General features: G+C 62.6%; 22 protein-coding genes and 1 riboswitch. Of the genes, 11 read left to right on the forward strand and 11 right to left on the reverse strand.

Features of this window, described 5'->3' with window-relative positions; genetic code table 11:
* Window positions 1–47: 47 nt before the first annotated feature.
* Together ACMO9O_RS00140 and uxuA are read left to right on the forward strand one after the other, a co-directional pair.
* Window positions 48–860, forward strand: a complete 813-nt coding sequence (locus ACMO9O_RS00140) for an SDR family oxidoreductase (protein ID WP_418981578.1) — start codon at window positions 48–50, stop codon at window positions 858–860.
* 10 nt (window positions 861–870) lie between these two features.
* The gene (gene uxuA / locus ACMO9O_RS00145) at window positions 871–2,046 is read left to right on the forward strand and encodes a mannonate dehydratase (protein ID WP_418981579.1); all 1,176 of its coding nucleotides are present in this window, start codon (window positions 871–873) and stop codon (window positions 2,044–2,046) included.
* 40 nt (window positions 2,047–2,086) lie between these two features.
* On the opposite strand, the gene ACMO9O_RS00150 is transcribed toward uxuA, so the two are convergent.
* Window positions 2,087–3,778 (reverse strand): SulP family inorganic anion transporter, encoded by a 1,692-nt coding sequence (locus ACMO9O_RS00150; protein WP_418981580.1) that lies wholly within the window; start codon window positions 3,776–3,778, stop codon window positions 2,087–2,089.
* Window positions 3,779–3,945: 167 nt separating this feature from the next.
* Window positions 3,946–4,043: riboswitch (TPP riboswitch) on the forward strand.
* Between the two features lie 40 nt (window positions 4,044–4,083).
* On the opposite strand from ACMO9O_RS00150, the gene ACMO9O_RS00155 reads away from it, so the two are divergent.
* Window positions 4,084–6,363, forward strand: a complete 2,280-nt coding sequence (locus ACMO9O_RS00155; protein ID WP_418981581.1) for a TonB-dependent receptor — start codon at window positions 4,084–4,086, stop codon at window positions 6,361–6,363.
* A gap of 113 nt (window positions 6,364–6,476) precedes the next feature.
* Complete coding sequence (pnuC, locus tag ACMO9O_RS00160; RefSeq protein WP_418981582.1) at window positions 6,477–7,190, forward strand: nicotinamide riboside transporter PnuC; 714 nt, start codon at window positions 6,477–6,479, stop codon at window positions 7,188–7,190.
* A gap of 32 nt (window positions 7,191–7,222) precedes the next feature.
* Here the strand turns inward: pnuC and ACMO9O_RS00165 are convergent, their stop codons facing one another.
* The gene (locus ACMO9O_RS00165; RefSeq protein WP_418981583.1) at window positions 7,223–7,606 is read right to left on the reverse strand and encodes an MmcQ/YjbR family DNA-binding protein; all 384 of its coding nucleotides are present in this window, start codon (window positions 7,604–7,606) and stop codon (window positions 7,223–7,225) included.
* A gap of 82 nt (window positions 7,607–7,688) precedes the next feature.
* Here ACMO9O_RS00165 and ACMO9O_RS00170 point away from each other — a divergent pair, with 82 nt between their 5' ends.
* Window positions 7,689–8,264 (forward strand): hypothetical protein, encoded by a 576-nt coding sequence (locus tag ACMO9O_RS00170; RefSeq protein WP_418981584.1) that lies wholly within the window; start codon window positions 7,689–7,691, stop codon window positions 8,262–8,264.
* 82 nt (window positions 8,265–8,346) lie between these two features.
* Here the strand turns inward: ACMO9O_RS00170 and ACMO9O_RS00175 are convergent, their stop codons facing one another.
* From ACMO9O_RS00175 to ychF, 4 genes are all read right to left on the reverse strand, one after another.
* Entirely contained in the window at window positions 8,347–9,402 is a 1,056-nt protein-coding gene (locus ACMO9O_RS00175) for an aldose epimerase family protein (RefSeq protein ID WP_418981585.1), read from the reverse strand.
* A complete protein-coding gene (gltX, locus tag ACMO9O_RS00180) occupies window positions 9,402–10,937 on the reverse strand; it encodes a glutamate--tRNA ligase (RefSeq protein ID WP_418981586.1) in 1,536 nt (511 codons plus the stop codon). Before gltX ends, ACMO9O_RS00175 begins: the two co-directional genes overlap by 1 nt.
* Before the next feature lie 524 nt (window positions 10,938–11,461).
* On the reverse strand, window positions 11,462–12,187 hold the full coding sequence (locus tag ACMO9O_RS00185) for an SIMPL domain-containing protein (protein ID WP_418981588.1): 726 nt from the start codon (window positions 12,185–12,187) through the stop codon (window positions 11,462–11,464).
* A gap of 29 nt (window positions 12,188–12,216) precedes the next feature.
* Window positions 12,217–13,317, reverse strand: a complete 1,101-nt coding sequence (gene ychF, locus ACMO9O_RS00190) for a redox-regulated ATPase YchF (RefSeq protein WP_418981589.1) — start codon at window positions 13,315–13,317, stop codon at window positions 12,217–12,219.
* A gap of 365 nt (window positions 13,318–13,682) precedes the next feature.
* On the opposite strand from ychF, the gene ACMO9O_RS00195 reads away from it, so the two are divergent.
* The 5 genes from ACMO9O_RS00195 to ACMO9O_RS00215 are packed head-to-tail and all read left to right on the forward strand — an operon-like array spanning window position 13,683 to window position 18,977.
* Window positions 13,683–14,954: a hypothetical protein gene (locus tag ACMO9O_RS00195; protein ID WP_418981591.1), complete on the forward strand. Its 1,272-nt coding sequence runs from the start codon at window positions 13,683–13,685 to the stop codon at window positions 14,952–14,954.
* 2 nt (window positions 14,955–14,956) lie between these two features.
* Window positions 14,957–15,664: a 16S rRNA (cytidine(1402)-2'-O)-methyltransferase gene (gene rsmI, locus ACMO9O_RS00200; RefSeq protein WP_418981592.1), complete on the forward strand. Its 708-nt coding sequence runs from the start codon at window positions 14,957–14,959 to the stop codon at window positions 15,662–15,664.
* 1 nt (window position 15,665) lies between these two features.
* Window positions 15,666–17,048, forward strand: coding sequence for a TIGR00341 family protein (locus ACMO9O_RS00205; protein WP_418981594.1), 1,383 nt, complete (start codon window positions 15,666–15,668; stop codon window positions 17,046–17,048).
* An 11-nt stretch (window positions 17,049–17,059) separates the two neighbouring features.
* Window positions 17,060–17,980: a lysophospholipid acyltransferase family protein gene (locus tag ACMO9O_RS00210; RefSeq protein WP_418981596.1), complete on the forward strand. Its 921-nt coding sequence runs from the start codon at window positions 17,060–17,062 to the stop codon at window positions 17,978–17,980.
* Window positions 17,967–18,977: a glycosyltransferase family 2 protein gene (locus ACMO9O_RS00215; protein ID WP_418981598.1), complete on the forward strand. Its 1,011-nt coding sequence runs from the start codon at window positions 17,967–17,969 to the stop codon at window positions 18,975–18,977. The genes ACMO9O_RS00210 and ACMO9O_RS00215 overlap by 14 nt, the downstream gene beginning before the upstream one ends.
* Before the next feature lie 563 nt (window positions 18,978–19,540).
* On the opposite strand, the gene ACMO9O_RS00220 is transcribed toward ACMO9O_RS00215, so the two are convergent.
* The 5 genes from ACMO9O_RS00220 to ACMO9O_RS00240 form a co-directional block, all read right to left on the reverse strand.
* The gene (locus ACMO9O_RS00220) at window positions 19,541–20,191 is read right to left on the reverse strand and encodes a hypothetical protein (RefSeq protein ID WP_418981600.1); all 651 of its coding nucleotides are present in this window, start codon (window positions 20,189–20,191) and stop codon (window positions 19,541–19,543) included.
* A 118-nt stretch (window positions 20,192–20,309) separates the two neighbouring features.
* Window positions 20,310–21,323, reverse strand: coding sequence for a class 1 fructose-bisphosphatase (gene fbp, locus ACMO9O_RS00225; RefSeq protein WP_418981602.1), 1,014 nt, complete (start codon window positions 21,321–21,323; stop codon window positions 20,310–20,312).
* Between the two features lie 55 nt (window positions 21,324–21,378).
* Entirely contained in the window at window positions 21,379–22,599 is a 1,221-nt protein-coding gene (locus tag ACMO9O_RS00230; RefSeq protein WP_418981603.1) for a sensor histidine kinase, read from the reverse strand.
* Between the two features lie 121 nt (window positions 22,600–22,720).
* Window positions 22,721–24,397, reverse strand: a complete 1,677-nt coding sequence (locus tag ACMO9O_RS00235) for a glutamine--tRNA ligase/YqeY domain fusion protein (protein WP_418981604.1) — start codon at window positions 24,395–24,397, stop codon at window positions 22,721–22,723.
* A gap of 3 nt (window positions 24,398–24,400) precedes the next feature.
* The gene (locus ACMO9O_RS00240) at window positions 24,401–25,513 is read right to left on the reverse strand and encodes a hypothetical protein (RefSeq protein WP_418981605.1); all 1,113 of its coding nucleotides are present in this window, start codon (window positions 25,511–25,513) and stop codon (window positions 24,401–24,403) included.
* A gap of 91 nt (window positions 25,514–25,604) precedes the next feature.
* Here ACMO9O_RS00240 and ACMO9O_RS00245 point away from each other — a divergent pair, with 91 nt between their 5' ends.
* Complete coding sequence (locus ACMO9O_RS00245; RefSeq protein ID WP_418981751.1) at window positions 25,605–26,141, forward strand: RNA methyltransferase; 537 nt, start codon at window positions 25,605–25,607, stop codon at window positions 26,139–26,141.
* The last annotated feature ends 249 nt before the right edge of the window (window positions 26,142–26,390 follow it).

Raw genomic sequence — 26,390 nt, forward strand, 5'->3', positions numbered from 1 at the left:
AATCCCGGACCGTATTTTGTACGGTCACCGAAGAAATGTTGTAAGCTATGAACGATCTATTCGATATCCGCAACCGGGTCGTCGTCGTGACGGGCGGAACCGGCGTGCTGGGCCGCCCGATCTGCGCCTATCTGGCCGGGCAGGGTGCGCGCGTGGTGGTGCTGGGCCGCAACGAGCAGGCCGGGCGCGAGCTGGTGGGCACGATCCGCGAGCAGGGCGGCGAAGCGCTCTTTCTGACGACGGACGTGCGCAGCCGGCAGCTGCTCGAGGCCAACTGCACCGCCGTGCTCAACGCCTACGGTTCGGTCGACGTGCTGTTGAACGCCGCCGGAGGCAATCTTCCGGGCGCGACGATCGCCCCGGATCAGACGCTCTTCGACGTGGATATGGAGGCATTCCGCCGGGTGGTGGACCTGAATCTCTTCGGGACGGTGCTGCCCACGACGGTCTTCGCCCGGGCGATGGTCGAGCGGGGCCGGGGCGTGGTGCTCAACTTCTGCTCCGAATCGGCGCTGCGGCCGCTGACCCGCGTGGCGGGTTACGGAGCCGCCAAGGCCGCCGTGGCCAACTTTACGAAGTATCTGGCCGGAGAGCTGGCCCGCAAATACGGCGAGGGCTTCCGCGTGAACGCCGTCGCTCCCGGATTCTTCCTCACCGAGCAGAACCGCACCCTCCTGACCGCCCCGGACGGCTCCTACACCGAACGGGCGCGGACGATCTTGGCCCATACCCCTTTCGGCCGCTTCGGGCGGCCCGAGGAGCTGCTGGGGACGGTGCATTATCTCATCAGCGACGCATCGTCGTTCGTGACCGGCACGCTGGCCGTGGTGGACGGCGGTTTCGACGCATTTTCCATCTAAATTTTCAGCCATGTATCTTTGCGAACAGACCTGGCGGTGGTACGGACCCGACGACCCCGTCAGCTTACAGGATATTCGTCAGGCGGGCGCGACGGGCGTAGTGACGGCCCTGCATCACATCCCCAACGGGGAGGTGTGGCCCGTCGGCGAGATTCGGGCGCGGCAGCGGATGATCGCCGACGCGGGCCTTACGTGGTCGGTGGTCGAGAGCCTGCCCGTGCACGAACGGATCAAGACTCGCACGGGCGACTACCGCCGTTTTGTCGAAAATTACAAGGAGTCGATCCGCAACCTGGCCGCCTGCGGCATCCGGGTCGTCACCTACAACTTCATGCCCGTGCTCGACTGGACGCGGACCGATCTGGCCTACCCGATGGAGGACGGTTCGCGGGCGCTGCGCTTCGAGCGGGCGGCATTCATGGCTTTCGACCTTTATATCCTCCGCCGTACGGGTGCAGAGCGGGAGTACTCTCAGGCCGAGCGGGCCGCAGCGCGCGCCCGCTACGAGCGGATGGATGCGGCCGAACGTGAGCTCATCACGCGCAACGTGATCGCGGGGCTGCCCGGCTCGGAGGAGAGTTTCACACTGGAGCAGTTCCGCCGCGAGCTGGATCGCTACAAGGACGTTTCCGCCGAACAGCTGCGGGCGAACCTGATCGCCTTTCTGAAAGAAGTCGCGCCCGTGGCCGACGAGGCGGGCGTCGTGCTGGCCATCCATCCCGACGATCCGCCCTTTCCGATCCTCGGGCTGCCGCGTATCCTCTCGACCGAAGCCGACTTCGAGGCGCTCGTGGCCGCCGTTCCCAACCCCTCGAACGGGTTGTGCCTATGCACGGGTTCGTTCGGCGTGCGGGCGGAGAACGACCTGCCGAGGATGATGCTCCGGCTCGGGGATCGGGTGCAGTTCGTGCACCTGCGTTCCACGCAGCGCGATGCGGAGGGGAATTTCTACGAGGCCGACCACCTGGAGGGCGACGTGGATATGTACGCCGTGATGCGCAGCCTGCTGGAGATTCAGCAGCGGCGCGGCGTGTCGATTCCGATGCGTCCGGACCACGGCCACCAGATGCTCGACGACCTGAAGAAGCGGACCAATCCGGGCTATTCGTGTCTGGGGCGTCTGCGGGGACTGGCCGAACTGCGGGGACTGGAGTTGGGAATCGCCCGGTCGCTGTACGAAGGTTGATGAACGAAAAGCCCGGCACTCGATTGTGCCGGGCTTTTGTTTATTGCTTTTTCGCTGCGGTCAGCGTGGCGGCCCGCCCGAGCGCCGCCTGAATGTCGGGACAGATGTTCTCCGGGCCTAGCATGCGGTAAAGCCCCGAGCGTTCGAGCGTCGCGCGGACGGCATCGTTCACGCCCGAGAGCACCACGTCGATCCGTTCGCGGTGCGACATTTCGCAGAGTGTGGTGAGGTTGTGAATGCCCGTGGAGTCGATGAAGGGGACCTTGCGCATGCGGATGATCCGCACGCGGGGCCGGTCGCCCAGCTGCGCCATCAGCTCCTCGAAACGGGTGGCGATGCCGAAAAAGTAGGGACCGTTGATTTCGTAGACCTCCACGCCCGCGGGTACGGCAAGCGGCTCTTCATGCAGTGCGACGTCCAGCCCCGCCGAGGGGTCGATCTCGTCGCGGATGACCGAGATTTCGGTGGTCTCCATCACGCGCTTCATGAAGAGCACGCAGGCGATCAGCAGGCCTACCTCGATGGCCACAGTCAGGTCGAAGAAGACCGTCAGCAGAAATGTCACCAGCAGCACCGCCACGTCGGAGCGCGGATTGCGCAGCAGCGAGCGGAAGGTCCGCCAGCCGCTCATGTTGTAGGCCACGACGGCCAGCACGCCAGCCAAACAGGCCATCGGGATGTACTGCGCCAGGGGCATCAACAACAGCAGGATCAGCAGCAGCACCACGGCGTGAACCAGCCCTGCGACGGGCGTGCGGCCGCCGTTGTTGATGTTGGTCATCGTGCGGGCGATGGCGCCCGTGGCCGGAATGCCGCCGAACAGGGGCGTCAGCAGGTTGGCGGCCCCCTGCGCGACCAGCTCCGTGTTGGAGTCGTGGCGGTCGGAGATTACGCCGTCGGCCACCGTGGCCGAGAGCAGCGATTCGATGGCCCCGAGGATGGCGATGGTCACGGCCGCCGGGAAGAGGCTGCGGATGGCCTCCCAGTCGATCTGCGGAAGCGCCGCCGCGGGCAGCTCGGCCCGGATGGTGAAGCGGTCGCCGATCGTGTCGATCCCCTCCACACCCGCATAGGTGCGCAGCAGCCACACCCCGACGGTCATCGCCACGATGGCCGCCAGCGAGCCGGGAATACGGCGCAGAAAGCGGGGCGTAAGGACGATCAGCAGGATGCTCAGACCGCTTACGGCCACGTCCCAGCCGTTCACCGAGCCGAAGTGGCGGAAGTAGAGCGCCCACTTCTCCACGAAGCCGCCCGGGACCGCCTCGCCCGCGAAGTCGAGACCGAACAGGTCGGCGATCTGCGTGGTGAAGATCGTCACGGCGATGCCGCTCGTGAAGCCCACGATGATGGGGTAGGGGATGAACTTGATGACCGTCCCCAGCCGGCAGAGGCCCATCAACACCAGCAGCACGCCCGCCATGAGCGTGGCCACGAGCAGCCCCTTTTCGCCGTATTGCTGGATGATGCCGTAGACGATGACGATGAATGCGCCGGTGGGACCGCCGATTTGCACGCGGCTGCCGCCCAACAGCGAGACGACGAACCCGGCGATCACCGCCGTGACGATGCCCTTTTCGGGCGAGACGCCCGAGGCGATGCCGAAAGCGATGGCCAGCGGCAGGGCCACGATGCCGACGATCACGCCGGCCATCACGTCGCGCACCAGATCGGCGCGCGAGTAGTTTTTCAGCGTATCGAAGAGTTTGGGACGGAAGGCTAAAACTTTCATCTGTTTGCGGATAATTTTCAACGAAGCCGCAAAATTAGTGAAAAAAATCGGGTTCGGTATCGAAAAACGATTTTCACCTTTCGTAATACCCGCTCCGGGAAGGCGGCCGGAAGAAAAAGACCGATAAATTTGCCGATCTGCTCCGGATGTTCTATCTTTGCGACCGTCATTCCAGTAAGGGGTGCTCGCCGTTGCGCGGGCTGAGATTATACCCATTGAACCGGACACGGGTAATGCCGAGACCGGGACACGATAATCAATATCACATACCCCTTTTCAGTTCTTTAACTTCAAATTAAAGGTTTATGAAAAGGTTTCTACTACCCACAGCGGCCGTCGTCCTTAGCGCGGCCGCTTCCGCGCAGGGGCTTCCTGCACAGGACGACTCGGTGCGCATGTACCGCATGCAGGAGGTCGAGGTGACCGCCACGCGCGCCACGCGCACCACGCCGGTCGCTTTCACGGACATTACGCCCGACGAGATCGTCCGCGGCAGCTACGCGACCGACATTCCGACGGTGCTGGCGCTCACCCCCTCGATGATCGCCACCAACGAGACCGGCATCGGCATCGGCGGCACGTCGGTGCGGCTGCGCGGCACGGACGCGACGCGGCTCAATGTGACGATCAACGGCGTTCCGATGAACAACCCCGACTCCCACTCGATGTACTGGTACGACACGCCCGACCTGATCTCGGCCGTGGGCGACATGCAGGTGCAGCGCGGCGCGGGCGTCTCGACCAACGGCACGGGTGCGTTCGGCGGGGCGGTGAGCATGACCACCGCGCCGCTCTCGACGGGCTTCGGCGGCTCGGCCTCCCTGTCCTACGGCTCCTACAACACCAACAAGCAGGCCGTGCAGCTCTCCTCGGGGCTGTTGGGCGGTCATTGGGCCGTGGATGCGCGCCTGACGCACATCGGTTCGGACGGCTACGTCGACCGCGGCGGGACGGACCTGAAGTCCTACCTCTTCCAGGGGGCGTACTACAACGGCAATACGATGCTCCGATTCCTTTCGTTCGGCGGCAAGGCCAAAACGGCGCTCAGCTACACGGGGGCGACGCGCGAGGAGATGCGGCTGAACGGCCGCCGCTTCAACCCCGAGGGGATGTTCACCGTCACCGACGGCTGGTCGCAGCGCGTCTGGCACGGCGATCCGCCTGCGTGGAAGCAGGTCGCCTACTACGACGACCAGACCGACAACTATTTGCAGATCAACAATCAACTGATTCTCAACCACCGGTTCAACGAAAAGTGGACGCTGAGCGCCACGGGGTTCTACACCTACGGTTACGGTTTTTACAAGCAGTATAAGGACAATGCCAAGTTGTACGAATATGGTTTCTCGGGCGACATCGCCTACGACGATGCCGGCAACAAGATCAGGCGCGATCTGATCCGCGAGAAGCTCATGCGCAACCACCTGGGCGGTCTGAACGCTTCGGCGCTCTACACCTCCGGGCGGCTCGACCTGGCCTTCGGCGGGTCGTACAGCTACTACACCTGCCCGCACTGGGGCACGCTCGACTGGGTCGAGGGGGTGGACGATGCGCTGCTCGGGGGACGCTGGTACGACAACGACGTCGACAAGCAGGATGCGAACCTCTTCGTGAAGGGTAACTGGCAGGTAACCGAGGGGCTGAATCTCTACGCCGACCTCCAGTACCGCTACGTGCACTACCAGGCGTGGGGCGTGAACGACAATTATGTGGATGACACCAAGCAGATGCAGCCGATCGACGTCGACGAGGTTTACCACTTTTTCAATCCGCGCGTGGGACTGAGCTATACCGCGGGTCGTCACAACCTCTTCGCCTCGTTCGCCGTGGCGCAGAAGGAGCCGACGCGCAGCGACTTCACCGACCGCTACCGCTTCGCATCCGACGACACCTATCCCGCCTCGGAGCGGCTTTGCGACTACGAGATCGGCTATCGGTACGAAGCACCTGCGTTTTCGGCGGGCGTGAACCTCTACTACATGAAGTACCGCGACCAGCTTGTTCCCACGGGCATGGTCAACGACGGCGGCTCCGACATGCTGAACGTCAACGTGCCCGACAGCTACCGCCGCGGCGTGGAGTTGTCGGCGTCGTGGAAGGCGGCCCGCTGGTTCACGGCGAGCGCCAACGCCACCTTCTCGCAGAACCGCATCGAGGATTATGTCGACCTGCTGGCCGACAGCCCCACCTACGGACAGAATTTGGGCGAGAGGACCATCGCCTATTCGCCCTCGGCGATGGGATCGCTCATGCTCGACTTCCACGGGGGCGGTTTCGAGGCCGTGTTCCATACGCAGGCCGTGGGCAAGCAGTATTTCAGCAACAACGAAAACGAAGTCCTTTCGCTGGGCCGCTACTGCGTGACGAACCTCAACCTGGCCTACACGCTGCGGGCGAAAACGACGCGGACGGTGCGGTTCGGCCTGACGGTGTTCAACCTCTTCAACCAGGAGTATTGCAGCAATGGTTACGGCTATTCCTACATTGATTCGTGGAGCTTCGACACCCCGCAGCGCGTCGATATGGCCTACTACTTCGCCCAGGCTCCGCTGCACGTGCTTGCGAACGTGACGGTCAAGTTCTGACATATTGGGGTTCCGGCAGTCCGCAGCCGGCCGGAGCGGGGTCCCGGCCTGCGGCCCGGGGCATCGGACGGCTGCGGACAATTGGCGGAAACGCACGATAAACGGATGGAAAGATGGATTTGAAACTGATTTTGCAGATCGTCGGAGTGGCGCTCGGACTGCTCTACCTCTGGCTGGAGTACCGTGCCGACATCCGGCTGTGGGTGGTGGGACTTGTCATGCCGCTGGTGCACGGGACGCTCTACTTCCAGTCGGGGCTTTATGCCGACGCTTCGATGCAGGTCTACTACGTGCTGGCGGGCCTCTACGGCTGGGCCGTGTGGCACAACGCCCGGCGCAGAAAGACCGCTGCAAGCGTTCAAACTACCGGCATCACCGACACCGCCGGGACTGCTGAAACGGCCGGGACCATCGGGAACACCGACACCGCCGGGACTGCTTGTACGGCCGGAACCACCGGGACCGTCGATACCGTCGGAACCCCGGAAGCGCTCCGGATCTCCTATACCCCGCTGCGGCGCGTTCCGGCGCTTGCGGCGGTCTATCTGGCGGCGCATGCGGGGCTGTATTTCCTGCTCGTGCGTTTCACCAACAGCACCGTCCCGTTCTGGGACAGCCTGACCACGGCGCTCTGCATCGTGGCCTACTGGATGCTCTCGCGCAAGTACGTCGAACAATGGCTCGTGTGGCTCGTCGTGGATCTGATTACCGTGGGGCTTTACCTCTACAAGGATATTCCGCTCACGGCGGGGCTTTATGCGCTCTATTCGGCGCTGGCCGCGGCGGGTTACCTGCGCTGGCGGCGGCAGGCAAAAGCAGCCGCCTGATTCGAAAGGCCCATCCGCGGATGGGCCTTTTGCTATTGGGGCAATCCGTGCTGTTCGACGTAGGCCGTGATCTCATCGCGCAGCGCGCGCGGAGTGACGTTCTGCCGCAGGACCAACAGGTAGGAGTTGCGGATTTGTTCGCGGATAAAGCCGTCGGGCAGGTCGCCGTCCGTGCGGATGTCGTTCCAGTGCCGTTTGCTCGAGTGCCACGCCGGGGTGATTTCGGGGTATCGTTCCCGCAGGGCGATCGCCTCGTCGGGGTCGCACTTGAGGGCGATGCGCCGGAAGTCGGCCATGTCGGCGTAGGCGTACATGCGGCCTCCGACCTTCATGACGAGCGTCGTCTCGTCGAACGGGGTCGACTCCTCGCTCATCGGCAGCGAGAGGCAGTAATCGCGGAAGGAGAGTATGTCCATATGCAGCGTTTTGCCAAATGTAGCGAAAATTTGGCACATTGATTGCGTCCCCGCAGGAAGTAAAACCAAAATCTCAGGTAAAATGAAAAAAATTCTCCTCAGTTCCCTCCTGCTGACCCTGTTCGCGGCCGGCTTCATGGGCTGCTCCAAATCCCGCGAGTGGACACACGAGCAGCGCAAGCAGATGCGCGAATCGCTGCGCGACTACCGCAAGATGGTTTATCTGGACGATCTGAACGACGCCGAGTTCGTAGTCTTCACGGACAACGTAACCGGCACGCTCGAAGAGTCCTATCCCGTTTATACGACGTTCATCTCCATGCCAGGCGTAGAAGACACGGTGGACATGGTGGTCGTGACGACCATCGTCGACGAACTGAACGCCGACGCGCGCAACATGCGACACATCTATCCCTACAACTACCTCGTGGCACAGGGCGTGCTGCCCGCGGGGCTGGACCACGACCAGCGCCACTCCTTCTACAACTGCTTCGCCGGCAAAGTGAACTCCACTTTCAACTCGATGACGCAGTTCTTCAACGCCATTCTGGCCGATACGACCGACATGTCGCAGATTCGTCAGATGGAGACCCAGTGCGCCAACGATCTGTTCGGCTGGACGGTCACGGAGGTCGACGTGGTAGAGAGCGAAAATTAATCCGAAAAAGATACGTCTGCCAAAGTTAAGTGGAACAGGCGCTGCCGGGATGGCAGCGCCTGTTTTTTGCGCCCTGTCCGGATCAATAGGTCCCGAACCGGAAGACCGTCTTTTGGCAGTACAGTTCGCCCAGCCGCAGCAGCGGCGAAGGAAATTCGGGCCGGTTCACGGCGTCGGGGAAGTGCTGGCACTCGATCGCAACCCCCGCATGGGCCGCGTAACGGCCGCCCGATTTGGTTTCGGGACAGCCGCCTGCGAGCCAGTTGCCCGTGTAGATCATCACCGACGGCTGCGACGAGAGCACCTCGACCTGCCGGCCCGATGCGGGGTCGCGCAGACAGCCCACCTCACCCAGAATGTTGGGCTGCCAGCCGTCGACGGCGAACGGATGGTCGTAACCGCCGAAGTCGGCGATGTGGTTGAATGCGGCGTCGATACCGGGGCGGAAGGCGCGGAACGTGCGGAAATCCTGCGGCGTACCCGCCGCGTCGAGCAGGCGGCCCGTGGGGATCTGCTGCGCGTTCATCTCCGGTACGCGCGAGGCGTTCAACCGCAGCTCGTGGTCGAGCACCGAGCCGCTTCCCTCGCCCGAGAGGTTGAAGTAGACGTGGTTTGTGAGGTTCACGACGGTCGTCCGGTCGGTCCTGGCCAGGTAGGTGATTTCCAGTGCGTTCTCCTCGTCGAAATCGAATACGGCCTCGGCGTACAACTCGCCCGGATAGCCTTGGTCGCCGTCCTCCGACGTGAGGGCCATCACCACGCGGCTGCCCTCCGCGCGGCTCTCCCAGACACGGTTGGCGAAGTTGTTCGTGCCGCCGTGCAGGTGGTTCTGTCCGTTGTTGATCTCCAGCGCATACTCCTGGCCCTCGATCTTCATGCGGCCGAATGCGATCCGGTTGGCGCAGCGGCCCACCGACTTGCCGCAGGCGGCCGGGTCGCGGAAGTAACCCTCCGGATGCTTGTACCCCAGCGCCACGTCGGTCATATGCCCCTTGCGGTCGGGGACGATCACCGAGAGGATCGCCGCGCCGTAGTTCGAAAGCGCGACTTCGGCCCCCTGCGCGTTGCGCAGCGTGTAGCGGACGATGGCCTCCCCCTCGGGGGTCATGCCCCAGAGCTGTTGTTCGAGGTCGATCATCACGCGGCAGGTTCGAGGGTTGCGAAAAGCCGGTCGATGCGGCGCAGACACTCCTCGCGGCCGAGGAACTCCGTCACGTCGTACATGCCGGGGCCTTTGCCCGCGCCCACCAGGGCCAGGCGCAGCGTATTCATCACCTGCCCCATGCCGTAGCCCTGCTCCTCGATCCATGCGTGGACGATGCGTTCGGTGTTCTCTTTCGAGAAGTCGTCGATGGCCGCCAGCACCTCGCGCAGTTCGCGCAGAATCTGCGGGTTGTCGCCTTTCCAGTACTTTTTCGTCTGCTTCTCCTCGTACTCCGCCGGAGCCGCGAAGAAGAATGACGTAAGGTCCCATAGATCGGTCAGGAGCGTGGCGCGCTCCTTCATGATTCCCGCCGCGCGGCCGGCCAGCGCATCGGAAACTTCGATGCCGTGTTCGCGCAGGGTGGGCTGGTAGAGCGCCGCAAGCTCGTCGTCGCTCAGACAGTGGAGGTACTGCGCATTGAACCACTTGGCTTTTTCGGGCTGGAAACGCGCGCCCGACTTGGAGACGCGCTCCAGCGAGAAACTGTCGATCAACTCCTGCATCGTGAACAACTCCTGCTCCGTGCCGGGGTTCCAGCCCAGCAGCGCGAGCATGTTGATGAACGCCTCGGGCAGGTAGCCGTCCTCGCGGTAGCCGCGGGCCGTCTCGCCCGTCGCGGGCGATTTCCAGAAGAGCGGGAAGACCGGGAATCCCATCTTGTCGCCGTCGCGCTTCGACAGCTTGCCGCCGCCCGTGGGCTTGAGCAGCAGCGGCAGGTGGGCGAAGCGGGGCTGCGTGTCGGTCCAGCCGAAAGCCTTGTAGAGCAGGTAGTGGAGCGGCAGCGACGGCAGCCACTCCTCGCCGCGGATGACGTGCGAAATCTCCATCAGATGGTCGTCGACGATGTTGGCCAGGTGGTAGGTGGGCAGCGCGTCGGCCGATTTATAGAGCACCTTGTCGTCGAGCGTCGAGGTGTTGACCTCGACGTGGCCGCGGATCAGGTCGTCCATCCCGACCACCTCGTTCTCGGGCATCCGGAAGCGGATCACCCACTGATCGCCGCGGTCGATGCGGGCCTGCACCTCGTCGGCCGGGAGAGCCAGCGAGGTGGCCAGCTTCCCGCGCACGGCGTAATTGTAGGCGAAAGTCTCTCCGCGCGCCTCGGCCTCGCGGCGCAGCGCGTCCAGCTCATCGGCGGTATCGAATGCGTAGTAGGCCCAGCCGGCGTCGACCAGCTGCAGGGCGTAGCGGAGGTAGAGGTCGCGCCGCTCGCTCTGGCGGTAGGGGGCGTGGGGACCTCCCACGCCGACACCCTCGTCGATCTCGATGCCGCACCAGCGGAGCGACTGCAGGATATACTCCTCCGCACCGGGCACGAACCGCTGCGAGTCGGTGTCCTCGATGCGCAGAATCATCTGCCCGCCGTGTTTGCGGGCGAAGAGGTAGTTGTAAAGCGCCGTGCGCACGCCGCCGATGTGCAGCGGGCCGGTCGGGCTGGGTGCGAAGCGCACCCGGACGGGTCTTTCCATAAGTTATGATGTAGTTTGTCGTATGAATCGCACTTGGGTCCTGTCTGGTTCTGCGGCTCTTTTGAGCCGCGCGGGCCGCAGCCTCCGGGCGCGGAGGCCCGCATTGTGCGTTCCTCCGCAGGCTGCTGCCCTTAATTAGTCTTACCCGGATTTCCGGTTATTCTCTCTCGGTTCGAAGAACCGATGGCCGCAGCATCTGGTCGCGAAGGCCCAATGAGGGTTGCCGAACAGGATGTCATTCGGTCGCAATACCGTAAATCTATTTCGACCGTTGGAGCCTCGCGGCCTTTGGCCGCGTTTATAAGTCTGACCCCACCCCCGACCCCTCCCTCGGGAGGGGCGAAGAACCTCAGGTATAGAACTCACTTACTCGGTTTTGCGGCTCTTGAAGCTGCGGGCCGCAATTCGGTTTGTCTGTTTTCGGCTGCTAAGCCGGCGGGCCGCAGCCTTGTGGGCGCGGAGGCCCGCATTGGCGTCCCTCCGCAGGCTGCTGCCCGTTAATTTTGCATCCTGCCGCGCAGCATCTATTTCACCCGATACTCGATCCGCATGGTGATGCGGGCCTTTTTCGTGCGGCTGGTGGTGTTGAACGAGCCGCCGGCCGAGAACTCCTCGTTGGAGTTGGCTCCGGTGATCTGGAAGACGCCCATGCGCGCCGAAGCGACCTTGCCGATCTTCGTGCCGGCGTTGTCGGCGATCTTCTCGGCACGCATGCGCGCATCGGCCGAAGCCCGCTCGATTAGCCCCATCTTCACGTCGTCGAGCTTGGTGTAGTAGTAGTCGGGTGCGTACGCCTCGATCGAGACGCCCTGCGCGATGAGCGACGAAATCTCGCGCGAGATGGTCTCGACCTTCTCCACGTCGTGCGACTCGACGGTCACGTTCTGCCGCAGTTCGTACCCCGTGAAGCGCTGCCCGGCCCAGTTGCCGTTGGCATTGTAGACGGGCTGGAACTGCTTGTTGACATTCACGAAGCCGAAGACCACCGCCTCGGCGGGCAGCCCCTTATCGGTGAGGTAGCGGCTCACCTTGGCCTTGCTCTGTTCGATTTGCGCGTAACCGGCCTCGATGGTCGGCGCTTCAGCCGTCAGCGCGGCGTTCCAGACGATCAGGTCGGAGACAAACTCCGTTTCGCCCAGACCCGTCACCACTACGGTGTCCTGCACGCGGTATTTGTAGGTGTAGGCGCGGCCCAGCACGACGGCGCAGACGATGGCTGCGATGCCCAGAATCAGATACTTGCTTTTCATGGTCGTATGTTTTTACGGTTGCGTTCCGATCAGACGTTGAACAGGAAGTGCATGATGTCGCCGTCCTGCACGACGTACTCCTTGCCCTCGATGCCGATCTTGCCCGCATCGCGGCACGCCTTCTCCGAGCCGAGGGTCGTGTAATCCTCGTACTTGATGACTTCGGCGCGGATGAACCCCTTTTCGAAGTCGGTGTGGATGATTCCGGCCGTCTGGGGCGCCTTCATGCCGCGCACGTAGGTCCAGGCGCGGGTCTCGTCGGCCCCGGTGGTGAAGAACGTTTCGAGGTTGAGCAATTTGTAGGCCGATTTTATGAGCCGCGCCACGCCCGACTCCTCCAGCCCGAGGTCTTCGAGGAAGAGCTGCCGCTCCTCGTAGCTCTCCAGCTCGGCGATGTCGGCCTCGGTGGCCGCCGCGACGATCAGCATTTCGGCCTTTTCGCCCGCGATGGCCGCCTTGACCGCTTCGGTATAGGCGTTGCCCGTGGCGGCGCTCTTCTCGTCGACGTTGCAGACGTAGAGCACGGGCTTGTCGGTCAGCAGGTTGAGGTCGGCCACCAGCTTGCGGTCCTCTTTGTCCAGCTCGACCGTGCGGGCGCTCAGACCCTGTTCCAGCACGGCCTTATACTGCATGAGCAGCTCCACGGCGCGCTTGGCCTGCTTGTCGCCGCCCGAGGTGGCCTGCTTCTGGGTTTTGGCCAACCGGTTTTCGATGGTTTCCAGGTCTTTGAGCTGCAATTCGGTGTCGATGACCCCCTTGTCGCGCACGGGGTCGATCGTGCCGTCGACATGGGTGATGTTTCCGTCCTCGAAACAGCGCAGCACGTGGATGATGGCGTGCGTGTTGCGGATGTTGGCCAGGAACTTGTTGCCCAGCCCCTCGCCCTTCGAGGCCCCTTTGACCAGCCCCGCGATGTCGACGATCTCTATGGTGGTGGGAACCACGCGTTTGGGGTTGTCGATCTCGGCGAGCCGGATCAGCCGCTCGTCGGGAACCGTGATCACGCCCACGTTGGGCTCGATGGTGCAGAAAGGAAAGTTGGCGGCCTGCGCCTTAGCGTTGGAAAGACAGTTGAAAAGCGTCGACTTGCCCACATTGGGAAGGCCCACGATGCCGCATTGTAATGCCATGTTCTGTTATCGGTTGTCGTTTTACTTGCGTTTTTTGGTATGCGCTGCCCGCCGGACCTTTCGGTTGGCGGTTGTGCCTGCGTACCGTCCGGCCGGGAAACCCCGTTCCGGGCAGGCAAAGATACGAAAAGTCGAGGGCAAAAAAGCAAACTCGTTTGCATTTTTTGCCGGGACGGAGTATCTTCGGCAGAACCAGAGATACGAAAAAGCCGCGTGCAATGCCAAATTTATTTGCGCATTGCCGAGGCAGGTATCTAAGGCGAAGCCAAAGATAGGAATTTCTTTTCCATTTTCCGCCGCTATTCCGCCTCGATTGCTCGGTATGGAAAATTATTGCTATATTTGTCGGTAAATTTCGCGTGGAGATGGACTTGAAACAGATACGGGAGGAGTTGCGCCGGCTTACGGCGCTGACCGACGGATGGAGCGCCACGGAGGAGCTTCCGGCCGTGGAACGCGATCTGGCGCTCGATAAGCTGCGCGCCCTGTACGATGCGGTGCGCTTCGCCGGGGGGAGTGATGCCGCGCCGGAAGAGACCGCCGCGGACCCCGCTCCGAAAGCGGTTCCCGTCGATCTGGGGCTGGATGTCCTGCTGCCGCCCATCGTTCCGGTTCCCGACCGGGAGGCGGATTCGTACAGCTCGGCGCCGGATAAACCGGCAGTTGCGGAGACGGCGGCCGAAAAGCCGATGATCGAAGAGGCGGCTGCCGATCTGTCGGCGGCGACCGAATCTCCGGCCCCGGAACCGATCGTGGCGCCGCTGCCGGTCCCGGATTCGGAGGTTGTATCCGAACCCGTATCGGAACCGGAAGCCACACCTGAACCTGAACTCGCATCGGAGGCCGTATCCGAACCTACGTCGGAACCGGAACCCAAACCCCAACCCGAGCACGGACACGAATCCATGTCCGAGCCGGAACCAGAACCCGTATCCCCGCCGGAACCCAAATCGGAACCCGCACCCGCTCCCCAACCGGTAGTCGGCTCGCTCTTCGGTTTCGAAGAGGAGGAGACCTTGCGCCACCGCCGCAAACAGCGCGTGATCATGTCGCTTTACGACGTGGAAGAACCCGCCCCGAAGCCCGCGGGCAGTGAGCGGCCCGGCCGCAGGGAAGAGGCCCCGCAGCCCCCTGTCAGGGAGTTCTCGGGCGAGCCTGCCGCCCCCAAGGAGGTCCCTGCTCCCGCGGTTGAAGCAACCCCCAAAACAGCGCCCCAGGCTATCCCCGAACCCGAACCCGTCCCCGAAACGCCGGAAACAGTCGATACGCTCGCCGCCGAAAAACCCGGGCCGGAGCAGACCGCCCTCCCGACGGGCAGCGTGCTGGGCGAGGTGATCAACCAAGACGTGCAAACGCTGGCCGACACGCTCGAAGCCCCGCGCGATGTGGCGACCGAACTCAAACGGCGCGAACCGGTGACGGATCTGGAGCGGGCCATCGGCATCAACGACAAGTTCCTTATGATCCGCGACCTGTTCAACGGCGATGCGGCGGCCTACGAGACCGCCATCCGGACGCTCAACGGTTTCGAAGAGTTGGACGACTGCATGATTCATATCGCCGAGCACTACGCCTGGAACCCCAACTCCGACGGGGCGAAGCTAATGGCGGAACTGCTCGAACGCAAATTCTCCTGACGATGCCCAAACTCTATATCGTACCCACGCCCATCGGCAATCTGGACGACATTACGCTGCGCGCGGTGAAGGTGCTGCGCGAAGTGGACTTCATCCTGGCCGAGGACACGCGGACGACCTCGTTCCTGCTCCGCCACCTGGGTATCGAGAACAAGCTCCACTCGCACCACAAGTTCAACGAGCACGCCACGGTCGGGATGGTCGCCGAGGCGATCGCCGCGGGACGTGATGCGGCGCTGGTGTCGGACGCCGGAACCCCCGGCATCTCCGATCCGGGCTTTCTGCTGGTGCGCACCTGCGTCGAAGCGGGCATCGAGGTGGAGACGCTGCCTGGCGCCACGGCTTTCGTGCCGGCGCTGGTGCAGAGCGGCTTCCCCTGCGACCGCTTCTGCTTCGAGGGGTTTCTGCCGCAGAAGAAGGGACGCCTCAAGCAGTTGCAGGCGCTCGCCGACGAGCCGCGCACGATGGTCTTCTACGAATCGCCCTACCGGGTGGTCAGGTGTCTGGAGCAGTTGGCCGAGGTGTTCGGAGCGGAGCGGGCCGTGTCGGTGTCGCGCGAGCTGACCAAGAAGTTCGAGCAGACCGTGCGCGGAAGCATCGCGGAGGTGTTGGAATATTTTCGTCAGAACGCCCCGCGGGGCGAGTTCGTGATCGTCGTGGCCGGAAAACCCAAAGCCGGACGCGCCGACCGGGAAGAAACCGAAGAATAATATGGAAAACAAGGATACGAATACACAGGGCCTCGGACGGTCGTTCGGGGCGTGGCTGGACGATCTGCGCGCCTTTCTCAGGGGCCGTTTCAGCCTCGATGACGACAAGGCGCAGCGCGACGAGGTCGTGGCGGCCATCTCGAAAGGGGTCGAATTCCGGGGCGTGAACCTCTGGGTGCTGATCTTCGCCACGATGATCGCCTCGCTGGGGCTGAACGTCAACTCGGCCGCCGTAATTATCGGCGCGATGCTCGTCTCACCGATCATGGGTCCGATCATGGGCGTGGGACTGTCGCTGGGCATCAACGACTTCGAACTGCTGAAAAAGTCGCTGCGCAACCTGGCGCTGATGTTCATCGTGGCGATCATCACCTCGACGCTCTACTTCCTCGTGTCGCCCCTTTCGTCGAACAGCAGCGAGCTGCTGGCGCGCACCGTGCCGACGACCTACGATGTGCTGATCGCCCTGTTCGGCGGTCTGGCGGGCATCGTGGCCCAGACGCGCACCGACCGTACGTCGACCGTCATTCCGGGCGTGGCCATCGCCACGGCCCTGATCCCGCCCCTCTGCACGGCCGGGTTCGGACTGGCCACCGGGCAGATGCGCTTCTTCCTCGGGGCATTCTACCTCTTTTTCATCAACTCGGTCTTCATCGCGCTGGCCACCTACGCGATGGTGCGCTTTCTGAAGTACGAGAAGAAGGCGTTCATCGACAAGACGCGCGAACGCAACGTCAAGCGCCTGATGATGGTTATCACGCTGGTGACCTTCATCCCGAGCGTGGTCATCGGCTTCCACATGGTCCGCGTCTCGTTGTTCGAAGCCGTGGCGGACAAATACGTGACGCAGGTCTTCGCTTTTCCGCATACCCGCGTGATCGAGTGCAACAAGCACTATGCCCGCGGAAAGAACCCCTCGCAGATCGAACTGCTGCTTATCGGCGAACCGCTCGGGCAGGAGGTCATCGAGAACGCCCGGACCCAGATGCGCAATTTCGGACTGGAGAAGACCGAGCTGATCGTCCGGCAGGCCAACACGGAGGACAAGATCGACGTGGCTTCGCTGCAGCAGAGCTACACCGACCTGTTATCGGAGAAAAACCGCCGCATCGAGGAGATGTCCTCGCAGCTCAAACGTTACCGGGTGACCAACGTCGAGGTCAACGACATTTCCCGCGAGGTCGGGACCATGATGGACAACATCGCCGCCATTTCGCTGATGAAAGGCATCACCTTCGACGTGGGCGGAACGCCGCGCGACACGACGCTCGTCTGCGTGGTCACGCCGCAGGATTCGCTGCGGCCGATCGACCGCACGACGCTCGAACGCTGGCTCAGGGTCCGCACCAAGGTCGATAACGTCAAACTCTTCGTCGAACGCTAACCCGATAGAGGATGAAACCCGCGGAACTGACCACGATGCAGCGGATAGGGCTGGAGATGCTTTGGGCGACGGCGCGTCTGTTCGCCGTCATGCCCTACTGGTTCAAATACTACATCGTCGAGAACGTCCTGTTTTTCCTGCTCTTCTACTGTCTGCGCTACCGCATGAAGGTCGTCACGGCGAACCTGCGCAATTCGTTCCCCGAAAAGAGCGAGCACGAACGGCGCGTCATCCGCCGCCGCTTCTACCGCACGCTGGCCGAACTGTTCGTCGACACGGTGAACATGGCGCACATGAGCCCCGAAAAAGCCCGCACGGTGATCGGGGTCAAGGACCTCGAAGCGCACACCGCCGCGGTCCACGGCCGCGACTGGATCGCCATGACGGCCCACTTCGGCTGCTGGGAGTACTGCTCCTACTGGGGGCTGTACGAACGTTCGCAGATGCTCGTGGCCGTCTACCACCCGCTGCGCAGCGTGGTCATGGAGCGCTTCTACCGGCGGCTGCGCAACTTCGACAACTCGATGACCGTCGCCATGCGCGATAGCCTGCGCTTCTACCTCCGCAACCGCGAAAAGGGCGTCGACGGCAAGAATCTGGTCATGGGGTTGATCGCCGACCAGAATCCGCCGCTCAGGCCCGACAGCCATTGGTTCCGCTTCCTCAATCAGGATACGATCTTCTTCGACGGGGGCGAGAAGCTGGCCCTGCGCTGCCACCTGCCCGTCTATTTCGTCAAGATGGAGCGCCTGCAGCGGGGCCGCTACCGGATGTGCTTCGAGCCGATCTACGACGGCGAGGAGGAGGTCGCACCCAACGTCATCACCGAGCGTTACGTCCGCAAACTGGAGGCGATGATCCGCGAACGGCCCGAACTTTGGATGTGGTCGCACCGTCGCTGGAAACGCAAACGCCCCCATGTCAACGGCTAAAATCGTCATTCTCAACTGGAACGGCGCGCACCATCTGCGCCGTTTTCTACCCAGCGTCGTGGCGGCGGCTCCCGCCGGGGTCGAGGTCATCGTGGCCGACAACGGCTCGACGGACGACTCGGTGGAGGTGATCGCCCGCGAATTTCCGACGGTCCGCGTGCTGCGGTTCGATGCCAACTACGGCTTCGCCGGCGGTTACAACCGCGCTCTGGAGCAGGTCGAAGCCGATTATTTCATCCTGCTCAATTCCGATGTCGAAACGCCCGCCGGGTGGCTCGGGCCGATCCTCGAATGCCTGGACGCTCACCCCGACGTGGCGGTCGTCTCCCCGAAACTCATCGCGTGGAGCGATCGGTCGAAGTTCGAATACGCGGGGGCGTCGGGCGGCTTCATCGACTTTCTGGGCTATCCCTTCTGCCGCGGGCGCATCCTGCAACGGGTCGAGACCGACTGCGGTCAGTACGACGACGCGCGCGACGTCTTCTGGGTGAGCGGCGCGGCGTTCTGCTGCCGGGCCGACGTGTTCCGGGCGCTGGGCGGCTTCGATGCCGACCTGTTCGCCCATATGGAGGAGATCGACCTCTGCTGGCGCATGCAGCTGTCGGGTTACCGGGTGCGCGTCGTGCCCGAGAGTAAGGTCTACCACCTGGGGGGCGGCACGCTTACGACCGATTCGCCGCGCAAGGTCTTTTTCAACCACCGCAACAACCTGGCGATGCTCTACAAATGCGCGCCGCCCGTGCAGCGGGCCGTGGTGGCCGTCGTGCGCCCGGGGCTGGACCTGCTGGCGGCTCTGTCCTATCTGGTGCAGGGGCGGGTCGATAATTTCTGCGCCGTGTTCCGCGCCTGGCACGACTTCTTCCGCTGGCACGGTGCGCTCGGCCGCAAACGCCGCGCGATCCGCTGCGCCCGCAAGGCGGAGGCGGCCGGCATCTACCGCGGCTCGGTGGTCCTGCGCTACCTTTTCGGCCGCAGGACTTTCGGGAGGATGATGTAAGTCTTAGCGGACCACCACTTATCCAAAATTCTTTCCCTCAGATGGGAACATAGCCTGCGTTGGGACGCGATGGAGGGGTCTGGAAGGACAGGACTGCAATTCGGGGCGCAGCCTGCGGAGGGACGCGGTATGCGGGCCTCCGCTGCCGGAGGCTGCGGCCCGCCGACCTGATGGTCGAAAAACGGACAGACCCAACACGAAAGGCTTAACTTCGTACCTGATGTTCTTCGCCCCTCCCGAGGGAGGGGTCGGGGGTGGGGTCAGACTTATAAACGCGGCGTGCCGCCGCGAGTTTCGGCGATCAAAAGCGTATTTACGTTGGTAGAATCCCTGACCATCCGGGGCGACTATCCTTTTTGGGCCTTCGCGGGGCGAGGCTGCGGCCCGCCGACCTGATGGTCGAAAAGCGGACAACTTGTGCGGCTCCGAGGAGCCGAAGACCGAATACGAAAGGCCTAATTTCGTACCTGAGGTTCTTCGCCCCTCCCGAGGGAGGGGTCGGGGGTGGGGTCAGATTTATAAACGCGGCGTGCCGCCGCGAGTTTCGGCGATCAATAGCGTATTTACGTTGGTAGAATCCCTGACCATCCGGGGCGACTATCCTTTTTGGGCCTCCGCGCCCGGAGGCTGCGGCCCGCCGACCTGAAGGTCGAAAAGCGGATAACCTGTGCGGCTTCGAGGAGCCGAAGACCGAATACGAAAGGCATAACTTCGTACCTGATGTTCTTCGCCCCTCCCGAGGGAGGGGTCGGGTAGTACATTCGGCCGGATGATGTAATCACTTTCGCTTCCGCATCCTCCGGCAACGTATCGGGCCGGATATATCCGGCCGAGTCGAGGCGGGCGATCGCTTCCTCGACCGCCTGCGCATACTGCGCTGCAAAGGGGTCCTGCGCCGTAATGTGGAAGCGCACGGTCTGCTGCGGATGAAGCAGCAGCTCGGCGGTGGGGTCCAACCCCGAAAAGGTGATGCGGCAGCGGGCTTCGTGCGCTTCGATCCTGCCGGCAAGCGTGAAACGGTTGTTCAGAATCAGACACGAATCGAGCACCCGCCCCTCGTCATCGAGCAGATAGGCGTGGTGGTAGTCAATCCTGCGTATATGATCGTCGAAAGAGCCTTCGACGGTGGCGATGCGCGAGGTTCCGCGCAGGGCCAGCGCACCGCTTGCCGCCAGGCCGAGGAGCAGGACGGCGAATATGAGGGCGTTTCTCATTTGTATACTAATTTTTTAGTAGATATGCAAATATAGATCCCTTTCGCAAGAAATGCAAATTCGAAAGGGATTTTTTTGCCCAAACCACCCCGGCGAGCGGCAGAACGCTTTTCCGGTCTCAGCGCGTGCCGAAAAGGCGGAGGAACTCCGTCGTCTTGTCCATCATACGCTCCGATCCGGCATAGAACGGCGTACGCTGGTGAATATCCTGCGGGGTGATGTCGAGGATGCGCCCCAGACCGTTCGTGGCCTGTCCGCCCGCCTGCTCGACCAGATAGGCCATCGGGTTACACTCGTACTGCAGCCGCAGCTTCCCGTGCGGATGGCTCTCGGTTTCGGGATAGATGTAGATGCCGCCCTTGAGCATGTTGCGGTGGATGTCGGCCACGAGCGATCCGATGTAGCGCGAGGTGTAGGGGCGGCCGCTGCGGGGATCGCTCTCCTGGCAGAATTTGATGTAGCGTTTCACCCCGGGCGGGAACTTCTCGTAATTGCCTTCGTTGATCGAATAGATCCTGCCGTCGGCGGGGAAGCGGACGGCGGGGTGCGAAAGGCAGAACTCCCCGATCGAGGGGTCGAGCGTGAATCCGTCCACGCCGCGCCCCGAAGAGTAGACCAGCATGGTCGAGGAGCCGTAGATCACGTACCCGGCGGCTGCGAGCGCCGAACCGGGTTGCAGGAAGTCGCGCTTTTCGGCAGGGCCGCCCAGCGGGGAGAGCCGCTTGTAGACGGCGAAGATGGTTCCGACCGAGACATTGACGTCAATGTTCGACGAGCCGTCGAGCGGGTCCATGCAGACGATGTAGCGGCCGTTGCGCTGTAACCCCTCCTCGAAGATCACAACGTCCTCGTTCTCCTCGGAGGCCACTCCGCAGCACTCGCCGCTGGCGCGCAGCTCGTCGAGGAACGTTTCGTTGGCGTAGAGGTCCAGTTTCTGCTGTTCCTCGCCCTGCACGTTCTCGGCTCCCGTGCGGCCGAGAATATCGACCAGCCCGGCCTTGTTCACTTCGCGGTTGACCTTTTTGGCGGCGATGCCCAGGTGGTGGAGCAAGCGCGAGAAACCTCCGGTAGCTTCGGGAATCTCGTGCTGCCGCTCGATGATGAACTGATTGAGGGTGACGACCTTATTCATAAGAGTATGGAGTAAGAGCGGGGGAGTTGCGGACCTTCCGGAGGGGGAAGCCTGCTTAATGTTTCGCCTCGCGGGGCAGCACGAACCAGAAGGTCGAGCCCTTGCCTGCGACGGATTCCACGCCGATGCGGCCGCCCATCGACTCGACGATGGATTTGCTGATGGCCAGCCCGATGCCGACCCCCTGCTTGTGGGAGCCGATCTTCACGAAGCGCCGGAAAAGCTGGCCGACCTGCTCCTCGGGAATGCCTACGCCCGTGTCGGTCGTGTAGAAATAGATCTGCTCGCCGCGGATTTCGTAGCCGAAGACGATCTCGCCCTCGCTGGTGAATTTCAGGGCGTTGCTCAAAAAGTTCGAGAGCACCTGCATCAGGCGTTGGCGGTCGGTGCGGAGGCGGCACGAGGGGTATTGCCGCCGAAATTCGATCTTTACGCGGCTTCCTTCCGACCGCTTCATGCGGTAGATGCCTTCCAGCTCCTCGCACATGGTGTTCAGCTCCTCGTCCGTATAGGTGTACTCCAGCGTGCCGGCCTCGATCTTCGACAGGTCGAGAATGTCGCGTATCAGCTGCAGCAGCAATTCGCTGTTGGTGCGGATGATCCGCACGTAATCCGCCTTCTCCTCCGGTGTGGGGTCGCCGGCCAGCAGCTCCGAAAAGCCGAGAATCGCGTTGAGCGGCGTGCGCAGCTCATGGCTCGTATTGGACAGGAAGAGCGTCTTCATACGGTCCGACTCCTCGGCCCGGATGCGCGCCTGGGTAAGCTCCTGTTCGATGCGTATGTGGTCGGTGACGTCGTGCACGGTCAGCAGCAGCAACGCCTTGCCGCGGGGATAGACGAAGTTGCCCGTGACGCGGACCACGCAGTCCACCGACTGGCTGTTGTCCTCGGAGGTATAGAGCGTCATCGGGGCTTCGAGGCCCGAGAAGTTCTCCTTGCTGCGGAAAGCCTTTTCGATGGCCGCGCGCACCGGACAGTGGGCACACATCTCGTGCGTGCCGCACGTACCCGCGTCCTCGCCGTTCTTGCAGCGCAGCAGATTGCCCACTTTGGGGCGTTTCGAATGCCGTTTGCGGTCGTGCAACAGGTAGTAATTGGTCCACACGACGTTGAAATCCGCGTCGATCAGAAGAATATAGGCATCGGTGTTGCGCAGGATGACTTCGGCGATGCGCTGGCTCGAAGACTCCTTTTGGCGTGCTTTGCACAGTCGGCTGCCCTGCCAGAATGCGAGGGCGGTCAACAGAATGACTCCTGCTATCAGTAGTAGCTGCATGATCGGTTCTTTAGTCGAACAAATATAGCGAAATTTTAAACAATTATCCAATCCGGACGAATCTGTCCTCCAAAAAAACGCCCGGCTGTAAAGCCGGGCGTCTCTCCTTTTCGCGGGAGCGCTATTTGTTGATCTTGGCCCACGAATCCTTGAGCGTCACCGTGCGGTTGAACACCGGATGCTCCGGCGTCGAGTCGGTATCGGGGCAGAAGTAACCCACGCGTTCAAACTGCACGGCCTGTCCGACGGGAATCTCTTTCAATGAGGGTTCCAGATAGCCCGTGATGCGGACCATCGACTCGGGGTTGAGGTTGTCCTCCCAGGTCTGTCCCTCGGCCACGTCGTCGGGATTCTCCTTTGTGAAGAGCGGGTTGAAGAGCCTGATTTCGGCCTCGACGGCGTGCGGAGCCGACACCCAGTGGATGACGCCCTTCACGCGGCGGCCGTCGCTCGACGAACCGTTGCCGGACTGCGGGTCGTAGGTGCAGCGCAGTTCGGTGATGTTGCCCGCGGCGTCCTTGACGACCTGCTCGCAGCGGATCAGGTAGGCGTAGCGCAGGCGCACCTCGCCGCCCGGTTGCAGGCGGAAGAATTTCTTGGGCGGCTCCTCCATGAAGTCGTCGCGCTCGATGTAGATCACCTTCGAGAAGGGAACCTGCCGCGTTCCGGCGGCCTCGTTCTCGGGGTTGTTGACCGCCGTGAAGAGTTCGGTCCGCCCGTCGTCGTAGTTGGTGATGACGACCTTCAGCGGGTTCAGCACGGCCATGCGGCGCTCGGCGACCTTGTTCAGGTCCTCGCGCACGCAGTACTCCAGTTTTCCCAGGTCGATTACGTTGTCGCGCTTGGCCACGCCCACCATCTCGGCGAAGTTGCGCACCGAGGCGGGCGTGTAGCCCTTGCGGCGCAGGGCGCAGATGGTCGGCATGCGGGGGTCGTCCCAGCCCATCACCGCCCCCTCCTGCACCAGTTTGAGCAGCTTGCGCTTGGACATCATCGTATAGGTGAGGTTGAGCCGTGCAAACTCGTACTGGTGCGACGGATAGATTTCGAGCGCCTGGATGAACCAGTCGTAGAGCGGACGGTGCACGTCGAATTCGAGCGTGCAGATCGAGTGGGTGATCCGCTCGATCGAGTCGCTCTGGCCGTGCGCATAGTCGTACATGGGGTAGATGCACCACTTGTCGCCAGTGCGGTGGTGTTCGGCGTGGATGATCCGGTACATGATCGGGTCGCGGAAGAGCATGTTGGGATGCGCCATGTCGATCTTGGCGCGCAGCACCTTCTCCCCGTCGGCGAATTCGCCCTTGCGCATGCGTTCGAACAGGTCGAGGTTCTCTTCCACCGAGCGGTCGCGCCACGGCGAGGGCTTGCCCGGCTCGGAGACCGTGCCGCGCGTCTCGCGGATCTGGTCCTGCGTCTGGTCGTCGACATAGGCCAGCCCCTTGCGGATCAGCACCAAAGCCCACTCGTAGAGCTGGTCGAAGTAGTCCGACGCGTAGCGCTCCACGGCCCAGTCGAATCCCAGCCACTGAATGTCGCGCTTGATCGAATCGACGTACTCCACGTCCTCCTTGACGGGGTTCGTGTCGTCGAAGCGCAGGTTGCACTTGCCGCCGTACTTTTTGGCCAGCCCGAAATTGATGCAGATGCTCTTGGCGTGGCCGATATGCAGGTAACCGTTCGGCTCGGGCGGGAAGCGGGTCTGTACGCGCGTCTCGCCCCGGGCGATCGACTCTTCGATGATCTCTTCGAGAAAGTTCAGCGACTTCTCGCGTGTTTCGTTCGTTTCGGTTGCCATATCCTATTTTTTATGATTTTTGCTGTTGTAAACCGGTTTGAGCAGTTTGACGCCCACTTCGAGCAGCTGCTGCGTGCCGAGCGCCGTGCCGTCGTGGTGGGCGACGAACTCGGCCCGCACCCATACCGTGTCCTTGAAGAAGTGGCGGCGGTAGGAGAGCGACGTGCGGCTGTAAACCTTCTCGGTGGTGCGGAAGAAACTCTCGCCCGGATAGAGTTCGCGGCCGTAGACGATGCCCGCTTCGGGATGGCCGTAGAAGAAGGGGTGGATGTTGTCCCCGACGTAGAGCCGCTCGTCGAGCGTCAGCCCCCAGCGGCTCATGCGGAAGGCGAATTCGCCCATGCAGGGCGTCTCCCACGAGTGGCCGAAACTGCGGTCGCGCTGCGCCGTGAGCAGCGCCCCCAGCTTGATGTCGAAGTCGAAGAAGGCGTTGAACTTTACGCCGACGCAGGGGTTGAGCAGCTGGAGGTCCACCACGTTTTCCTCCTCGTCCTGCGGCGTTTCGCCCTTCCGGCCGGCGAAGTGGAACATCGAATAGTTGAATCCGTAGTAGAAACGCTCCAGGTAGTGCCGTCCGGCAAGCAGGATGCGGAACTTCTCGCGCGAAGCGGTCGAGTACATGCCCTCCCAGTCGCAGGCGAATTCGACGTACGAATTGCGCTGGCCCTTGTATTGAGCCAGTACGCCGTTCATGCGGTCGTGCGTGAACTTGTGCGCCTCGGTGAAAAAGGCGGTCGAATAGTCCTCGTCGTGCATCAGGTCGCGCGTGAAGATACCCGCCACGGCCCGCACGCGGTTGGTCTCGAACTGGTAGTAGATCACCGGCTTGACCTCCGAGACGAACGACGAGTTCTGTTCGCCGAAGTTCTGGAGCATGTCCGCACCGAAGATGAGCGTATTTTTATCCTCCCAGCGGATGCCTACCTTGGGAAGCAGCCGCGCGGCGAAGTCGGTTCCCGATTCGATGTCCAGCCCCGGAACGGCGAACCGGTTGCTGCCGAACTCCTTGTTGTCGAAATACATCTTGAAGTCCGCACCGACCAGAATTTCCTGTGCGGCGGCCGGGCGCGGGGTTGCCCCGAGCAGAAGCGCCAGGGCGAAGAGCGTTTTTTTCATGCGATCGTTCATTCCAATGACCGACAAAAGTAGGGAAAAGATTTTAATTTTGGCTACATTTGCCGCTGAAATCGAACCAACTGAGGAGATCATGCGCAAAATAACCAACCTGGAACTGGGCCGTCCGACCGCCGAGCAGTATGCCGCAATGGAGAAGATGGCGGTGGCGGTGGTGCTCGACAACGTTCGCTCGCTGCAGAACGTCGGGTCGTTTTTCCGTACTGCCGACGCATTCGCCGTCGAGCGGATCGCCCTGTGCGGCATCACCGCCACGCCGCCCAGCCGCGACATCCACAAGACGGCGCTGGGCGCGGAGCTGACCGTTCGGTGGGACTATTTCCCCCGGACCGAGGAGTGCATCGCGCAGTTGCGCGGGGAGGGGTATCGGATTCTGGCCGTGGAGCAGGTCGAGGGGGCCGCGAGGCTCGATGCGTTCCGTGCCGAGCGGGGCGTGAAGTACGCGCTGGTGTTCGGCAACGAAGTCGCGGGCGTGGGGCAGGAGGCCGTCGATCTGTGCGACGGAGCCATCGAAATCCCGCAGGCAGGGGTCAAGCACTCGCTCAACGTCTCGGTCTCGGCCGGTGTGGTGCTGTGGGAGTTTTTCCGGCAGATCGGGCCGAAGCGCTGACCGGCGTGCGGGCGGGCAATGTCGGGGCGGGGAGTATCGAAATCGTTTGTTTTGCGGCTCTTTGAGCCGTGCGGGCCGCAGCCTCGCCCCGCGGAGGCCCGCTCAAACGCGTGCCTCGCAGGCTTTGCCGCCCGAAAAAGATCAGGGGTGGTCACTTTGTTTTGTCGATTCGAAGAAGTGATGGGCCGCAGCTTCCGGCAGCGGAGGCCGTTCAATCGCGTGCTCCGCAAGCTGCCGCCCGATCTCTTG

Origin of the sequence: Alistipes sp., assembly GCF_048465635.1 — a bacterium.
In the GTDB taxonomy this organism is placed as follows: Bacteria; Bacteroidota; Bacteroidia; order Bacteroidales; family Rikenellaceae; genus Alistipes.

What these genes read in the sequence shown, in the direction of transcription:
- ACMO9O_RS00240 (WP_418981605.1), bottom strand. Translation starts at nt 25,513, where the DNA reads ATGAAAAAAACGCTCTTCGCCCTGGCGCTTCTGCTCGGGGCAACCCCG.
- ACMO9O_RS00215 (WP_418981598.1), top strand. Translation starts at nt 17,967, where the DNA reads ATGTCAACGGCTAAAATCGTCATTCTCAACTGGAACGGCGCGCACCAT.
- uxuA (WP_418981579.1), top strand. Translation starts at nt 871, where the DNA reads ATGTATCTTTGCGAACAGACCTGGCGGTGGTACGGACCCGACGACCCC.
- pnuC (WP_418981582.1), top strand. Translation starts at nt 6,477, where the DNA reads ATGGATTTGAAACTGATTTTGCAGATCGTCGGAGTGGCGCTCGGACTG.
- ACMO9O_RS00155 (WP_418981581.1), top strand. Translation starts at nt 4,084, where the DNA reads ATGAAAAGGTTTCTACTACCCACAGCGGCCGTCGTCCTTAGCGCGGCC.
- ACMO9O_RS00195 (WP_418981591.1), top strand. Translation starts at nt 13,683, where the DNA reads ATGGACTTGAAACAGATACGGGAGGAGTTGCGCCGGCTTACGGCGCTG.
- ACMO9O_RS00165 (WP_418981583.1), bottom strand. Translation starts at nt 7,606, where the DNA reads ATGGACATACTCTCCTTCCGCGATTACTGCCTCTCGCTGCCGATGAGC.
- ACMO9O_RS00175 (WP_418981585.1), bottom strand. Translation starts at nt 9,402, where the DNA reads ATGATCGACCTCGAACAACAGCTCTGGGGCATGACCCCCGAGGGGGAG.
- ACMO9O_RS00230 (WP_418981603.1), bottom strand. Translation starts at nt 22,599, where the DNA reads ATGCAGCTACTACTGATAGCAGGAGTCATTCTGTTGACCGCCCTCGCA.
- ACMO9O_RS00170 (WP_418981584.1), top strand. Translation starts at nt 7,689, where the DNA reads ATGAAAAAAATTCTCCTCAGTTCCCTCCTGCTGACCCTGTTCGCGGCC.
- gltX (WP_418981586.1), bottom strand. Translation starts at nt 10,937, where the DNA reads ATGGAAAGACCCGTCCGGGTGCGCTTCGCACCCAGCCCGACCGGCCCG.
- ACMO9O_RS00150 (WP_418981580.1), bottom strand. Translation starts at nt 3,778, where the DNA reads ATGAAAGTTTTAGCCTTCCGTCCCAAACTCTTCGATACGCTGAAAAAC.
- ychF (WP_418981589.1), bottom strand. Translation starts at nt 13,317, where the DNA reads ATGGCATTACAATGCGGCATCGTGGGCCTTCCCAATGTGGGCAAGTCG.
- ACMO9O_RS00220 (WP_418981600.1), bottom strand. Translation starts at nt 20,191, where the DNA reads ATGAGAAACGCCCTCATATTCGCCGTCCTGCTCCTCGGCCTGGCGGCA.
- ACMO9O_RS00185 (WP_418981588.1), bottom strand. Translation starts at nt 12,187, where the DNA reads ATGAAAAGCAAGTATCTGATTCTGGGCATCGCAGCCATCGTCTGCGCC.
- ACMO9O_RS00235 (WP_418981604.1), bottom strand. Translation starts at nt 24,397, where the DNA reads ATGGCAACCGAAACGAACGAAACACGCGAGAAGTCGCTGAACTTTCTC.
- fbp (WP_418981602.1), bottom strand. Translation starts at nt 21,323, where the DNA reads ATGAATAAGGTCGTCACCCTCAATCAGTTCATCATCGAGCGGCAGCAC.
- ACMO9O_RS00210 (WP_418981596.1), top strand. Translation starts at nt 17,060, where the DNA reads ATGAAACCCGCGGAACTGACCACGATGCAGCGGATAGGGCTGGAGATG.
- ACMO9O_RS00245 (WP_418981751.1), top strand. Translation starts at nt 25,605, where the DNA reads ATGCGCAAAATAACCAACCTGGAACTGGGCCGTCCGACCGCCGAGCAG.
- ACMO9O_RS00140 (WP_418981578.1), top strand. Translation starts at nt 48, where the DNA reads ATGAACGATCTATTCGATATCCGCAACCGGGTCGTCGTCGTGACGGGC.
- rsmI (WP_418981592.1), top strand. Translation starts at nt 14,957, where the DNA reads ATGCCCAAACTCTATATCGTACCCACGCCCATCGGCAATCTGGACGAC.
- ACMO9O_RS00205 (WP_418981594.1), top strand. Translation starts at nt 15,666, where the DNA reads ATGGAAAACAAGGATACGAATACACAGGGCCTCGGACGGTCGTTCGGG.